Genomic DNA, 13,234 nt, shown 5'->3' with positions numbered 1-13,234 from the left:
ATCAGGCTCCGATGAATGTATCAGCGAGGCCGATAACAGCGCCGACGACGATAGCGATTACCGGGCCTTTCAACGAACCCCAGCCGAACACATAGGCGAGACAGCCCCAGATGAAGCCGACAGCGGCAAGGCTGACGCCAACGACCTTCGAGTCGGCCAGCGTTTCGTTGATGAAATCGCCAATGGCATCTTGCAGCCAGCCAGCGGAGGCGGGCGCTGCCGTGATGATGAACGCAGTGATCGCGAAAAACGCCATCTGCTGGTAGAAGTGGGTTCTTTTCATAGGTCTTTACTCACTTTGCTTAGGATGATCCGCACGTAGTTGCGGGTTTCGGTGAAGGGGGGGACGCCGCCATATTCGACGACGCGGTGAGGCCCGGCGTTGTAGGCGGCAAGCGCCAGCTTCCAGGTTCCGAACTCGCGGTACTGCGCCGCCAAATAGCGGGCACCACCGTCGAGGTTTTCGGCAGGGTTCTTTGGGTTCACGCCCAGGTCTTTCGCCGTTCCGGGCATGAGCTGTGCGAAGCCATAGGCACCCTTGGGCGACAGAGCATCAGCGCGATACCGGCTTTCCTGCCAGACCAGTGCCATGAACAACTCGGCCGGAATGTCGTGCCGTTTTGCCGCTGCATGGATTTCTTTGACGATCCGCTCTTGCGACCAGCCGCCCGAGGATCTGCGAGGCCGCGGTGCCTTGCCCGCAATCTCGATCTTTTCCTGTGGCTTGGCTTTCGGCGCTTCCGGTTTTTCGGCAAGCGTGTACTCACGCATCCGGATTGGCCGAACGACGCCATTGACGATTTCTGCCCGCGCACCGTTGAGAAACACGCTGCCATCCGGTTCATACTCGATGACCTGGGCGCTTGCGCCGGTCGCCACAAATGCCGTGGAGGCGAGCAGAAGGGGCCGCATTGCTGCGATCATTCGGATTTCTCCTTTGCTTGAGTTGGCGAGGAATTGGAGGGGTTCTGTTCGTCGCCGGTCGCGGCCACGTACTCGTCAGTCCAGGACGGCGGAATGCTGACAGCATCCACCAACCAGCCTGCGAGACTTGCGTATTCTTCACCACCAAGGGCCGAGGTCTTGCGAGCGATAGAGCGCGACAGAAACGAAGCCGCTACGCCGTGCTGCAGCAACAGCGAAATCAGAACGCACAGATCATGCAGATGGTATTCGAGGTCGCTGCCAGAGCGAAAACCACCGCTATAGAACACTTCACGGGGTTTGATTGGCGACGCTGGATCATAACCGATGGTGACAAAGGCAGTGTGCCCTTGCGGAGTTTCAACGCGGCGTGTTTCAGCCAGCCGACGATCAGGAAGAACTTTGCGCGCAGGCTTGTTCATGACAAAGCTCCCTGCGCATCAAGTTCCGCTTGTCGGATTTCCATTGCGAAATCGACGTCAAGGCGCAGCTCATCGACCACTTCAAGCGGCAAATCGATGTCCAGCCAGACACCTTCGCGGATCAGGTGAACGTGATAGGTGGCGTTTGGGTAAACGAACCAAAGGGCTTCATGCCGGTTCAGAACGTCGCGCGCGGTGTCGGCGTCGATTGTGCCTGACAGGTCGCAACCGAATTTCAGATTTGCGTAAGAGCTGGCATAGTCCGCTCGGCTGCTGCTTTGGATGAGCACAGCGGCCTTTTCCGGTGAAGCAAAGCGGAACAGCTCTTTCGGACCCAACGCCTTGTTAACGTCTGCGTGCAGCTTCAAGGCTTTGTAGAGCCGATTTGCACGGACATACCCAAGATCATTGAGGACATGGAACATTTCGAGCGCGACCCCGAAAGCCGTGGCGCGGGCATCGCTTTCCAGCCAGTATTCGCGCATTGCGCGCTTGATGGTTGGTCGTTCTCCGGCAAGATGGCGGATAACGGTGAGAATGTCCTTACAGGCTTGCTCGAAGCTCTGGGCGGCAGGCACCAAGCGCCGATCAATCTTGCTTTCGATGGTGTCGAAGGCCACTGTGATCACCTTTCCGCCTTTCAAAAAATAGGTCAGTAGTTTTTACATAATTACGATTATGAGGTTGAGGTTCCGATCATCTGAGCAGCAGGAAATTGGATGCCGGGACACAGCACTGAGCCCTTCGCGGGCTTCGTAGAAAGCCAGCATTCAGCTTGGATCAATCAGCCGGAAGGTCTGACCAAAGTGTCGGGGATGTCCTGTTCGGCGCTGTCGCTGGTCAGTGCTGCGCCGTCGCAAGCGCAGACACGTTGTTCAGGGTCGCACCCATTGACTCTGGCGCGGTGCTGTCCGATCTAAGATCGGCATCTAGGGTTACTGTTTTTACCATAGTACAGTTCTCTCTTGATGTTTGAGGAATGCCCGGATGGATTTGGGGCGTTTCTTGTCCTGTCGGTTGTTGGCGCAATCGACAGGACCGCTCACTGCTCGGTGGTTTTGTTCTGTTGTCACTAAATCGTTGTTTGATCCTTTCCTTCAGCCGCACCAGGACCGGCGTTTGCCGCCATAGTATGGGCGCGCGAGACCCTCGGAAATCAGAATGGCCCCGACCTCCTGCCCAGCGACACGCCCAACCGCTAGGAAGCGGTCATGCACGTCCAGATCTGGTTGGATGACCAGCTCTATCTGGTCCGCCGACTGGATGAGCTCTGTCAGCCTTGCTTTCGCTTTCAATCCCAGAGTTTTTTCCGCACGGCATTGCGGCCGATAGGTCTCCGGCGCATCAAACCCAACAAGCCGATATCGGTGTTCGCCATGATCGAGCGTATCGCCGTCAACGGCAGTCACTTCGGACGCGCTAAGGGTCTTTGTTTGTTTTGATGGTTCAATCCAGACCGCAACAAAGAACAAAGACGCGAGTGTAGCGCTGAGAAACAAGAGCCGTTTCATGTGCCCTGCCCCAGTAATTTGATGAGCCAGGTTCTCGAACGTGCCAGATCAGGTTTTGGATTTCGCGTCCAGAGCCTGCGCCGCTTCCAGACCCTCTGGAGTGATCGACTCGATTGTGTAGTCCGATTTGACGCAAAGAATGCGCCCGTCGCCAAATTCCTGGTGATGCTTAAAAAGCCCCGGCCAAAGATCGAACTCTCTGGGCTCAGCGCCCGCGCGAGAGATCTTCGACTTGCACAAGGCCCCGACATAGTTCGGAGAGCTATAAATGCAGTGGTACTTTGGTCGTCCAAGGGAAGCGAGTCCGATAAATTCGTAGCGGCATGTAAAGGGAACCTGATCTTCTTTCAGGCCCCGGACCATCTCGATGGTTACCACAGTGTATTGTCTCTTGTTGTCCGCCATGACGACCCCCTATGGGCCGTCTTCTACATCCAAAAGTTGTGGACTAAAACACAATCTACGTCAATATAAGAAAGTCAGCCGATTTACGATATTGGATTGTCAGAAATATATTGGCCGGATATTGCTTAAGCGATTCGCAAGCAGGAGAGACCATCTTGAAACACTCAAAATCCAGGAATAGAACTCGCGCGAAGGTCCTTGCAGTTGCACTCGCTGCACTGCCGGCCACGCAGGCCAGTGCCTATCCAATTGACTGTGCCATATTCCTTTGCCTCGCCGGAGGTTGGCCAAGTTCGGCTGATTGCGTCGCAGCCAAGGCGGAGTTCATTCGGCGCATCACGCCCTACCCGGTCGAACCTCCGCTTCAACTCTGGCGCTGTCCGATGAATACGTCACACAGCCCCTCGGACTTGGGTCCTATGGAACGGTTGGAAGCCATCAAGCGCACCAGTGCTAGCCCAGTTCCAGAACTTCCATCGGATGACACCGCTAAGCCATTACTGGTAGACGCATCGATCTCGATAGAAGAGATCCAGTCACATCACGGCCAATACGGTGACGGTTTCCAAGCCACCCCGATCAGCGTCGATCTTTCCTCTTCCGATTTCGACGTTGTGAGGTCCATCAGGGTTTGGGATGTGCGCCACTACAGCTATCGCCGTCGGTCGCGAGAGGACGACTGCGAGCGTTCGCTTGATCTGGTCGTTGGCAGCTATGACGACAACGTAAGCTTTCAATGGTCCGATCACGCCCCCGCGCCAATCCCAGCCTGGCTGCCCCTTGGCAATCGTTGTGAACCTCCCAGCTTCTTCCGCGGCGTTGGTGTTGAGTGGACCGACATTTTCGGGTTCAGCGATTACGAGCTCATCCGATACTGACATTGTTTGTCTAGTGGGTGAATGCGTTGCCCCTGCTGATGCCAATAAGCTTGCCAGCCGGATTGGCACCGAGGTCGTCTGGGCCAGAGGAACACCCTAGTCCCAAAAACAAAAAACCCCCGCAAGGCGGGGCCTCAGCGGGGATCTTCCTAAGTCACGTTTGATCACCTGATTTATAGGAAACTCCCAATTTACTGACAAGGATAAACGCATCTGTGCGAACGGTTTTTCTGTGTCTTTTCGCTGAGGTTCAACCCGCTTTGCTTCCCCGATGAGAAGTAGAACATGAGACCGTTGAACCATTCCGAATTCCATGCCCCGCAAAGACGCGATGCCAATACTGACCTTTTCCAAGGGAAGCCAAAACAATGAGCTTTCGGCAGATCGCATCCACACATCACCACGAAAACATACCTTTTCACAACGGCCTTCCCGAGGGTTGGAACCGAGACAGGTTTCGACAGCTCTGTGTGTGCTATGCGCAAATCAGGGGCGCTTCGGCCCAGTGTATTCGCACCTTTGAGATCATCATCGACATGATCTCGCCATGCGTGTTTCGAGACCCGTCTCAGGAACCCTTTTGCTACGCGCGCCAGGAAACACTGATTGCCGGGCGTGGCGTGACAGATCGGACAATCCACAATCACGAACGAGAACTGGAATTGATTGGCCTGCTCCAACGCAGGCTTGGTGCAAATGGGGCGCGCTGTAAGCGCAAGGGGCTCGGCCTCTTTCTGACCCCTGCTCTGAACCTCATTTCAGAGATGCGCGACGCAGACGAGCAAAGCAAAGCCGAGAAGAAAGAACATGACGAGCTGCGCGGGGATCGATCACGGCTGTATCGATATGTGAAACACAGCCTGGCCGTGCTTGCCTCACTCCCCTGCCCTCCTGAAGGTTTCGACGCGAAGATGGACGCGTTTCGGTCCTGGCCGCGCGCAGACAAGCTGAAATACATGTCGCTGGAGGCGCTCAAGCTACACGTTCAAGCGGCTCATGACCTTTGGAAATGGATCGAAGATCATGTCGCAAAACCCGGTGAAATTTCGGGTGAACCCGAAGCCCGTTTCGGGTCCCATATACAAGACCAAATTGAAGAAACAATTCTGTCCTGTAACGCCGATGGCGAGAGTTCAATGTCCTCGGCAAAAGCCTCGGAACCAGATTGTTCCGGCTTCGGGCCTGACGGCCCTCCGAATTGCTTAGAAAGCAATCATCCGACAGATACGGCATCACGCAAGGCCCAAAAACTACCGCGGGTGAACAATCGCATCCTTTATGAACTGGCCTCACCCGAGTTGCGCATGCATATCGATATCGCCGGTGGTGGAGATCAGAATTCCAAGCCAAGCCTCTTTGCGATTGAGACCGGTGTTTGGTCCCGACTTTCGGAGATTGGCACCAATGTCTCCGCCTGGCACGCGGCGATTGATCGGTTGACCATCATGGGAGCGATCCTGGCTGGAGTAATCACGGATGCGAGGCTGAGTGATCCGCGGTTGCCGCCCGTGGTTAATTCGGGTGGATACCTTCGCGGCATGGTGCAAGCTGAAGAACGGGGTAAATTGAACCTGATTTCCAGTTTCATGGGGCTTTTGGCGCGTAGAGCCCGAGAGGAGGAAGACGGGCTTCCGCAAGACCACTAGAGCGGGTTTTAGCTGTGTCGGATTATGCCCGCCAGCTGCTCAAATTGACGTGTCTCATCGGCAGGATATCGCTCTGTTTCCGCCTCCAGAACAGAACCGTATTCAAATCTGTGATTGGCTACGGGAATTCCCGAGTAGTTTGTTCAGCTTTAGGTTGCTAATCGGCCCCAACGGCAACGCGGAACAGAAAGACAGCTTATGAAAATCGCGGATATTGGCAATTCTGAACTGGATTTCAGGCAAACAGGCGAAGCGCGCCTCCAGGAGATTTGCTCCAGGTTTGGACTGGAAAATGCGTCCTACGCCCATATCGACAAGTATCACAACGTTGTCCACGGCTGCACCACGTTCCCGGCCGAATGGGTCAGGCATTACGTCGACAACGATCTGGTTCTGGCCGATCCCCTCATTCGCTTTGGCGCTGCAATGATTGCACCAATTGATTGGGCTGTGTTTGATGACCAGCGTGAACATGCACCGCTATTCGAGGCTGCAAGGGAATTTGGTGTGGGTCAGAACGGCCTTTCCATTCCGGCTATCAATCCGTTTGGTGAGCGTGGTGTTTTTACGGTTACGTCCAATCTGCCGCGGTCTGAGTGGGACGCCTTGGTCGCTACAATGCTCCCTGCCCTTCGCCATGAGGCACAGGTCCTGCATCTGCTTGCGCTAGATGTCATTGAAACCGTATTCAACTTTCCCTCGGATTCCCTGTCTGGCGATGAACTGGATGTGTTGAAGATGCTCGCGTCGGGTTTGATACCGTCTGTCATTGCCAGGCAGACGGGGCATTCTTCGCGAATGGTAGAGGCACTGACTGCTTCGATCACCACCAAGCTCAAAAGCCGGACGATTGAACAGGCAGTGGCGCGGGCAGTCAGTACTGGATTTCTTAAGTGGAGCGATTTCTTTGCCGACCCTGTGGCCGAACTGGTCAATATGGAAAGTCAGCGACTATGCGGTGGGATCGTCCGTTGGGGTGGCAGGTCTCACGAGTTTATCGCTTTTGAAGACGGCAGACTGGTTCGGAACGCTGATAGCTTTCAGCCGGTCCAGATCACGGATCTCGTGAGAGAGTTTAACTTGAGTGCAAACGAGGTGGTCGAGGAACTTGCGCGTAACATTGATCAAAGATTGCGGATTAGGTATCTCTGAATTCGGCTAAAACGCACTGCTTTGTCTTTGAAAAGACCGCAGGCGCAAGTTTCACGTAATTTCGCTTACGCCGCTGTGCCACCGTAGTAGAGCCCACTCTAACTCTGGTTTCTAAATCTCCTATTCTGCTGAAAACGCGTCACGTTCAAAGCTTGGCTACAGAGCCCTTAGACGCGAGGGCAGCAGATGCTGTCACCTTCGTTCGAACAGCCAAAAATTGGAGATTGAGGCCTTATCTCTGCAATGCCCTGGTATACTGGAGGATCTTGCCCAGCGTGGTTTCACAGGAGGTGCTGACCCGTTCGCCGAAACAGCGAGTCTGGCGTTGGCCGTGAAAGCTCCAGTAATAGCTTCTGACGCCGTCAACGTAGCGCTAAGGCAAATCCGCAATCGTTGTCTATTTGGAACCTGTCCCTCTATGAATAGATTTCAATTGGCGTTCCGTCTTTGACCATAGCGTAGATCTCTTCAATCTCCTGATCTGTGACAGCGACGCACCCTGCGGTCCAGTCACGCTTGTTCGTGGGATCAATTCCAGGGCGAGGGCCGCCATGGATAAAAATATCACCGCCCGGAGAACGACCCCGAGCTCGGGCAAACGCAGAATCCGCCTCGTTCGGATAAGAGATTCCGATTGAAAGATGGAAAAGGCTTTCGGGATTGCGACGGTCAATTACATAGGAGCCTTCAGGTGTTCGCCCGTCTCCTTCGAATTGCTTGTGACCTTCGGGGGCAAATCCGAGTCCAATCGGAAAAGTCCGCAAGACACGCTCACTACCATCGAGGATAAGTAGGCGCTGCCCTTTGTATAGCCGAAGCCGAGTCACAACCGGCCCATTGTAAGTACGGAACTTGTTTGCACAGCCAGACAAAAAGGCGGCTATGAAGCCAGAGAGAAACAAACGTCTTTTCATAGGAACTGCCCGGCTCATTTTGATTTTTTCAAAAGAATATCACTAAAGGCCAGTTGAACAAAGGTGTATTGGATCTCACTAGGACAGGAACCGAAAACCAAGTGATCAGTTGTGGCCACCTCGTCAGCAGTGCAATGAGTGACACTTTGATTTCGACATTTGTTATTCTTACGCAACCTTTCAGTTTTCGCCTATTCAGTATCGAGATCGCTGCTGTAGTCAGGTTTTTTGCCGCTGGAAATCTTGACGCCGATTATTAAGCGAGCCAGATCGTCTACCGAATTGGATTCTTGTTCTAAGGGTTCGTTCACTACGCTGCACCTGTATCGATTTTCAGGTACCACGTAGTTTCGCGCCGGGCCACCCACCCTCAGATAGCGTCACTGTCTAGCTGCAACTTAGGACAATCTCTGTCTATCTGAAATTAGATCTACCAAATTTCGCAAACATATTTGAGGCTCTATTTGTTTCTACTTTGCTTCATCGGCCCGCCCAACGAACCGTTCAAACACTGCAAGAGTTTCGTCACTTACATGATGCTCAATACCTTCAGCGTCATGCTCTGCCACTTCCGGTGAAACGCCCAAGGCGATCAGGAACTCCACGACAATCCGGTGACGCCTTCTACAAGCTTCCGCCAATTGACGCCCGGCATCGGTCAACTGAAGTGAGCGGTAAGGTATTTGCTCAATGAAACCCTCTCGTTTCAAACGAGTCAAATTTTTGGAAACCGTAGGTTGGGTCACGCCCAATCGCTCGGCTATTTCGACCGGGCGCGCTGCACCATTCTGATGGATCAGCTCCGCGATAAGTTCAACGTAGTCTTCAACCATTTCGCTTTGGTGAGCCTGTCGCACAGCCTCAAACCCGCTCGCCTGGGTATCAATACTACGATCTGAATTTACCGGTTTTGTTTCGGTCATCGGCTCATGATTACGTCGCTGGTCTAGTCTCCAGTGTATGCACCTGAAAGCCGAGCTTGACAATGAGCATGCCTTCATCCTTAAATTAGACAAGGCTAACTTAAATAGACAGTGCTATGAAACATCTGATAGCGTCCACACTTCTTTGCGCACTGCCAGTGATCGCGGATGCCACGGCGATTGAAGAATCTCCTTGGGCCCCGCGCGCTGCCGCGTATCGACTGACCTTGTTCATGGGAAATCTAACCCCGGTTCCCTGGGATGAAATTGAGAGGAGTTGGACTTCGCCCGCACCTGGCAGTGACATTCAGGTCGCTCCCCTATCACGCGTCTCCGACAACGAAGCGCTTGCGATCAACCAAGCTATGCAAGCCGAAGATCGGCAGGCGCTGTTCGAAGCAAGCACAACTGCCATTGCGGAGGGAATCCTGCGCCATCTGGATGTCGCAAAGACCGCGCTGGGTCAGCCTGAGGCGGCCCGCGAGGTCGCGCAAGCGGCTGCTCTGTTCCGCGCATTCGAAGATGGTATCAAGGCTGCGGACACGTCGGCGGCTCGCGACCTGGGCCGGGCATGGCTGGTTCTGAACTCCACCCTTGGCAGCGCAGGAGTACTGGGCAACGGCGCCCAAACGGTGGATGCCGACCAATTTGCAGAAGCTCAGGCCATTGTCGCTGCCTATATTCGTGCCAACTATCTGCCATCCGAGTATGCCCAACGCGACAAGTTAACACCGCTGCCTGAAACAGTTGTGCTTTCCGGCGAACAAATCACAATGCCCGCCACGCTGCCGCCAGGGTCAAACATCGGAGATCAGGCGCAGCTGCCGCGGCTGGTTCTTCAGTTTGAGGAGGCGGGTGAGGATGAAGCTAATCTACCGCTGGTGGCCTACGGTGACATGCTGTTCGACAGCCCCGAAATCTTCGGCGGCCCGGCGCGTGAGTTGGGCATCGCCTGCTCGACCTGCCACAACCGCTCCGACGTGAACCGGGATTTCTTCATTCCGGGCCTTTCATCCCATCCGGGTGGGATGGATGTGGACGGATCGTTTTTCAATCCAATGTTCAATGACCGGACCGATGATCACTTGGACACGCCTTCTATGCGTGGCATCCGCTTTACCGCACCTTATGGCCGCGACGGGCGCGAACCCAGCCTGCGCCGGTTCATCCGAAATGTGATTGTGACCGAATTCGCGGGAAAGGAACCAACGCCGTTCCAACTGGACGCGCTGGAAGCCTATGTCAAACAGTTCGACTTTCTTCCCAACCCAAAGATCGACCGGTCCGGCAAGCTGACCGATCTGGCGTCAGATGCCGCCAAGCGCGGGGAGTTGCTGTTCAACACCAAATTTGCCGGACTTGGTGACAAATCCTGCGCTTCGTGTCACACGCCTGACCGTCAGTTCCGCGATGGTCTGACCTACGACATCGGCAGCGCTGAACCACCATTCCCCGGCGGCACGGCTTCTGCGTTCGAAACCCCGACGCTGCGCAACGTCAATTTCACTGCACCTTACATGCATGACGGATCGCTGCCGACGCTGGCCAGCGTTGTTGACTGGTTCAATGATACCAAAAATTTGGGTTTGGACGAAGCACAGCGCGCAGATCTGACGGCCTACGTCGAAGCTGTTGGAGACGGTGAAGACCCCTATCAAGTATTCGAAGGTCGCAACAGCGTATTCCGCTTGTCCTGGGAAGAGCTGACGACATTCGCCAGTACGCTCGATACCCTGCTGCCGATGCAGGATGCCGAAAACATAGCGGTTCTGATCGACACGGTAGCTCCTGATCTGGCCGCGGATGCCAGTGTCATGGTCAATCAGAACGCCAAGCCCGAAATCTACGAATTCGCCGCGATCCTGCGAGCGGTTGGCGATGCCAGCGCCGAAGGAAACTGGACCGAAGCCATCCGCCAGTGGGAACTGTTCAAGTCCATGCAGGCCGAAATTGACGAGAGGATGTTCTGATGTTGTCGCGCCGCAATTTTCTGGTCGCTGCAGCCGCATCTGCAGCCATGCCCGTAATGGCTGCAACTGACCAGGGGCTGAAGCTGGCCTTCATCCCGCAGGAGAACCCCGAAAAGCTGTTGGGTGACATCAACGTCATCACCGGCTGGCTTTCAGAGCAGATGGGCGTCCCGGTCACGGGGTTTGTCACGTTCGACCACGCTGCTGCCGTTGAGGCGCTGCGCAACGGTGATGCCGATATCTCGTTCATGGGAGCGTTGCCCTTTGTGTTGGCCGAAGACCAGATCGGCGCCGTACCGCTATTGTCCGAGGTTTATCGCGGGCAACCCAGCTATTCGGGCCGGGTCTTCGTGCGGCGTGACAGCGGAATCGAAGCGCTGGCCGATCTCCGGGGACGTGACATCGCCTTTTCCGATCCGGTCTCGGAATCCGGTTACATCTATCCGCTTGATCTGTTTGTGCGCGCCGGGCTGTTCGCGGGCACGGGCGATGCCGACAGCTTTTTCGGGCAGAAATTCTTTGCTGGCGGATATCAGCAAGCGATGCAGGCCATGGCCAACGGACTGGTCGATGCGGCAGGCGCAAGCCAGTATGCCGATCTCTATCTGACCCCGGATCAGCAGGCCGAGGTCAAGGTGCTGGCGGAATCAGAACAAATTCCCAGCCACGCAATCATTGCCCGCCCTGATCTGGACGCCGGGCTGCAGGCAAAGTTCATTGAAACCATGCTGCGCCTCAACGAGAGTGAGAACCGTCATCTGTTGGCCTACCTCTATGGCCCGGATGGCTATCTTCCTGCTGATCCATCGGTTTACGAGGGCGTGCGCGAGACTGCGCGGCGGTATGGGTTTCTGAAATGAATCCTGTAGTTTCACTCAACGCGATATCGCAACACTTTGCCAGTGCAGCGGCGCTTACAGAAGTTTCACTATCAGTGCAGCCCGGTGAAAGCGTCGCGCTACTCGGTCCTTCGGGTGCGGGCAAATCAACGATGCTGGCTTTGTTGGACGGTCGTTTGCGTGGTTGGCACGGCGAAGCCCAGGTGCTTGGCAAGCCACTTTTGGCAACTGGGGTTCCATCCCGCGAGGACCGTGCCAATACCGGCTTTATCTTTCAGGAATTCGCACTGGTTGATCGGCAGAGTGTTTATCAGAATGTAATGAACGGTCGGATGGGCCGGATGAATATCTGGTCTTCGCTTTGGGGGCGGTTCCGGGAAGAGGACCACATGTGCGTGACACGGGCGCTTCAGGATACGGGGCTGTCAGACCTGGCAAGCCGCCGTGCCGATCAGTTGTCGGGTGGGCAACGGCAGCGCGTTGCGATTGCCAGATGTCTGGCACAAGAACCCGAGTTGATCCTTGCGGATGAGCCCGTCAGCAATTTGGACCCTGCTCACGCCGAACGAATTCTGAGCCTGATCACAAGCTCTGCACGTAGCCGTGGTATCGGCGTCATTTTCAGCTCGCATCAGCCGGATCTGTCGCGCCGCTTTGCCGAGCGCATCATAGGCCTGCGAGATGGCGTGGTATTGTTCGACAAACCGTCGGCTCAATTTACCAGCGGGGACATCGACGAGCTGTATCACGGCGCCAGTGTCACATCGGGGCTGCGTGTAGTCAGTTGATGGGCCGATCTGTCATTTGGGTCATGCTGGCTCTGGCGATCCTGTGGTCGCTGACCAGCGGGGATATGGGATTGGGCAAGCTGCCAGGCGCAGGGCCCCGTCTGGCAGAGTTTATGGGGCGCATGATCCCACCTGACCTGTCCGTTTGGCGCGAGGTTCTGACAGGGCTGGCGGAGACACTGAGGATCGCCATTCTGGGAACATTGTTCGCTGTAATCCTGTCCTCGGGACTGGCCCTTCTGGCCTCTGAAACTATGGTGTCACCAACAATTTGGCGCCCCGTCCGCGCCTTGCTGGCGGTTATCCGGTCGATCCCGCTGATCCTGGTCGCCATGCTAATGGTGGGCGCTGTTGGGTTGGGACCACTTCCCGGTATTCTGGCAATCACATTTCACGCGACTGGCATGTTGGCAAAGTTCTATGCGGAAGCCATCGACAACGTTGCTACCGCTCCTGTGGCGGCGCTTGAAAGCGCGGGAGCCAACAGAATTCAACAGTTGCGTTGGGCGATCTGGCCGCAGATGGCGCCTGTGATCATGCGCGATACCGTATTTCGGTTTGAACTAAATCTGCGCGAAAGCCTGATACTGGGCATTGTCGGTGCCGGTGGCATCGGGCTGTATGTGCAAACCTATGTACGGTCGTTTCAGTATGAAAAGGCTGCGACCGTGACGTTGGCAATCATTGTTCTGGTTTTATTGTCAGAGGCGCTGAATACGGCCTTGCAAAAACGGTTCAACTAAGCCGGAATCTCCCAATTCTCCAAGGAAAAGGCTCGTGTCTTTCCTTTCTTCCATCGCGGTTGAAGGTTGGATGCTTCGCTTGAAACCGGGCCGGTGTAGTCTGCTACACACCCCCTCAC

15 protein-coding genes are annotated in these 13,234 nt (G+C 55.2%); 7 read left to right on the top strand and 8 right to left on the bottom strand.

Annotated features, from left to right (window positions below; all coding sequences use genetic code 11):
* Position 1 precedes the first annotated feature (1 nt).
* The 6 genes from AC2FFD_RS15210 to AC2FFD_RS15185 form a co-directional block, all read right to left on the bottom strand.
* Positions 2-283: an HAD family hydrolase gene (locus tag AC2FFD_RS15210; protein WP_170574749.1), complete on the bottom strand. Its 282-nt coding sequence runs from the start codon at positions 281-283 to the stop codon at positions 2-4.
* Positions 280-924: a lytic transglycosylase domain-containing protein gene (locus AC2FFD_RS15205; protein ID WP_247748075.1), complete on the bottom strand. Its 645-nt coding sequence runs from the start codon at positions 922-924 to the stop codon at positions 280-282. Before AC2FFD_RS15205 ends, AC2FFD_RS15210 begins: the two co-directional genes overlap by 4 nt.
* The gene (locus tag AC2FFD_RS15200) at positions 921-1,346 is read right to left on the bottom strand and encodes a TSCPD domain-containing protein (protein ID WP_152460687.1); all 426 of its coding nucleotides are present in this window, start codon (positions 1,344-1,346) and stop codon (positions 921-923) included. Before AC2FFD_RS15200 ends, AC2FFD_RS15205 begins: the two co-directional genes overlap by 4 nt.
* On the bottom strand, positions 1,343-1,966 hold the full coding sequence (locus AC2FFD_RS15195) for a hypothetical protein (RefSeq protein ID WP_209251508.1): 624 nt from the start codon (positions 1,964-1,966) through the stop codon (positions 1,343-1,345). Before AC2FFD_RS15195 ends, AC2FFD_RS15200 begins: the two co-directional genes overlap by 4 nt.
* A 477-nt stretch (positions 1,967-2,443) precedes the next feature.
* Positions 2,444-2,857: a thermonuclease family protein gene (locus tag AC2FFD_RS15190; RefSeq protein WP_170634636.1), complete on the bottom strand. Its 414-nt coding sequence runs from the start codon at positions 2,855-2,857 to the stop codon at positions 2,444-2,446.
* 48 nt (positions 2,858-2,905) lie between these two features.
* Entirely contained in the window at positions 2,906-3,262 is a 357-nt protein-coding gene (locus AC2FFD_RS15185; RefSeq protein ID WP_142638830.1) for a hypothetical protein, read from the bottom strand.
* 155 nt (positions 3,263-3,417) lie between these two features.
* On the opposite strand from AC2FFD_RS15185, the gene AC2FFD_RS15180 reads away from it, so the two are divergent.
* From AC2FFD_RS15180 to AC2FFD_RS15170, 3 genes are all read left to right on the top strand, one after another.
* On the top strand, positions 3,418-4,140 hold the full coding sequence (locus tag AC2FFD_RS15180) for a hypothetical protein (RefSeq protein WP_475190752.1): 723 nt from the start codon (positions 3,418-3,420) through the stop codon (positions 4,138-4,140).
* A 368-nt stretch (positions 4,141-4,508) separates the two neighbouring features.
* Entirely contained in the window at positions 4,509-5,786 is a 1,278-nt protein-coding gene (locus tag AC2FFD_RS15175) for a helix-turn-helix domain-containing protein (protein ID WP_170634640.1), read from the top strand.
* Between the two features lie 198 nt (positions 5,787-5,984).
* Positions 5,985-6,938 carry a helix-turn-helix transcriptional regulator gene (locus tag AC2FFD_RS15170; RefSeq protein WP_170634642.1) on the top strand — a complete coding sequence of 318 codons (954 nt, stop codon included), beginning with the start codon at positions 5,985-5,987 and terminating at the stop codon, positions 6,936-6,938.
* Positions 6,939-7,354: 416 nt separating this feature from the next.
* On the opposite strand, the gene AC2FFD_RS15165 is transcribed toward AC2FFD_RS15170, so the two are convergent.
* Both AC2FFD_RS15165 and mntR read right to left on the bottom strand, forming a co-directional pair.
* Positions 7,355-7,852: a L,D-transpeptidase family protein gene (locus AC2FFD_RS15165; RefSeq protein WP_170634645.1), complete on the bottom strand. Its 498-nt coding sequence runs from the start codon at positions 7,850-7,852 to the stop codon at positions 7,355-7,357.
* Between the two features lie 470 nt (positions 7,853-8,322).
* Positions 8,323-8,775 (bottom strand): manganese-binding transcriptional regulator MntR, encoded by a 453-nt coding sequence (gene mntR, locus AC2FFD_RS15160; protein WP_170634647.1) that lies wholly within the window; start codon positions 8,773-8,775, stop codon positions 8,323-8,325.
* A 116-nt stretch (positions 8,776-8,891) separates the two neighbouring features.
* On the opposite strand from mntR, the gene AC2FFD_RS15155 reads away from it, so the two are divergent.
* Genes AC2FFD_RS15155 through phnE form a run of 4 tightly spaced genes read left to right on the top strand, consistent with a single transcriptional unit; the run spans position 8,892 to position 13,115 of the window.
* Positions 8,892-10,745 carry a cytochrome c peroxidase gene (locus AC2FFD_RS15155; RefSeq protein WP_170634649.1) on the top strand — a complete coding sequence of 618 codons (1,854 nt, stop codon included), beginning with the start codon at positions 8,892-8,894 and terminating at the stop codon, positions 10,743-10,745.
* A complete protein-coding gene (locus AC2FFD_RS15150) occupies positions 10,745-11,605 on the top strand; it encodes a phosphate/phosphite/phosphonate ABC transporter substrate-binding protein (protein ID WP_170634651.1) in 861 nt (286 codons plus the stop codon). Before AC2FFD_RS15155 ends, AC2FFD_RS15150 begins: the two co-directional genes overlap by 1 nt.
* Positions 11,602-12,372 (top strand): phosphonate ABC transporter ATP-binding protein, encoded by a 771-nt coding sequence (locus tag AC2FFD_RS15145; protein WP_209251504.1) that lies wholly within the window; start codon positions 11,602-11,604, stop codon positions 12,370-12,372. The genes AC2FFD_RS15150 and AC2FFD_RS15145 overlap by 4 nt, the downstream gene beginning before the upstream one ends.
* A complete protein-coding gene (gene phnE, locus AC2FFD_RS15140) occupies positions 12,372-13,115 on the top strand; it encodes a phosphonate ABC transporter, permease protein PhnE (RefSeq protein ID WP_209251502.1) in 744 nt (247 codons plus the stop codon). Before AC2FFD_RS15145 ends, phnE begins: the two co-directional genes overlap by 1 nt.
* Positions 13,116-13,234 lie beyond the last annotated feature (119 nt).

It is taken from the genome of Ruegeria sp. YTSC002, assembly GCF_059609845.1.
This window is presented reverse-complemented; position numbering and strand designations above follow the sequence as displayed.

Coding starts and splice junctions, on each gene's coding strand:
- phnE (WP_209251502.1), top strand. CDS start 12,372: ATGGGCCGATCTGTCATTTGGGTCATGCTGGCTCTGGCGATCCTGTGG.
- AC2FFD_RS15175 (WP_170634640.1), top strand. CDS start 4,509: ATGAGCTTTCGGCAGATCGCATCCACACATCACCACGAAAACATACCT.
- AC2FFD_RS15185 (WP_142638830.1), bottom strand. CDS start 3,262: ATGGCGGACAACAAGAGACAATACACTGTGGTAACCATCGAGATGGTC.
- AC2FFD_RS15170 (WP_170634642.1), top strand. CDS start 5,985: ATGAAAATCGCGGATATTGGCAATTCTGAACTGGATTTCAGGCAAACA.
- AC2FFD_RS15190 (WP_170634636.1), bottom strand. CDS start 2,857: ATGAAACGGCTCTTGTTTCTCAGCGCTACACTCGCGTCTTTGTTCTTT.
- mntR (WP_170634647.1), bottom strand. CDS start 8,775: ATGACCGAAACAAAACCGGTAAATTCAGATCGTAGTATTGATACCCAG.
- AC2FFD_RS15165 (WP_170634645.1), bottom strand. CDS start 7,852: ATGAAAAGACGTTTGTTTCTCTCTGGCTTCATAGCCGCCTTTTTGTCT.
- AC2FFD_RS15210 (WP_170574749.1), bottom strand. CDS start 283: ATGAAAAGAACCCACTTCTACCAGCAGATGGCGTTTTTCGCGATCACT.
- AC2FFD_RS15200 (WP_152460687.1), bottom strand. CDS start 1,346: ATGAACAAGCCTGCGCGCAAAGTTCTTCCTGATCGTCGGCTGGCTGAA.
- AC2FFD_RS15150 (WP_170634651.1), top strand. CDS start 10,745: ATGTTGTCGCGCCGCAATTTTCTGGTCGCTGCAGCCGCATCTGCAGCC.
- AC2FFD_RS15205 (WP_247748075.1), bottom strand. CDS start 924: ATGATCGCAGCAATGCGGCCCCTTCTGCTCGCCTCCACGGCATTTGTG.
- AC2FFD_RS15155 (WP_170634649.1), top strand. CDS start 8,892: ATGAAACATCTGATAGCGTCCACACTTCTTTGCGCACTGCCAGTGATC.
- AC2FFD_RS15145 (WP_209251504.1), top strand. CDS start 11,602: ATGAATCCTGTAGTTTCACTCAACGCGATATCGCAACACTTTGCCAGT.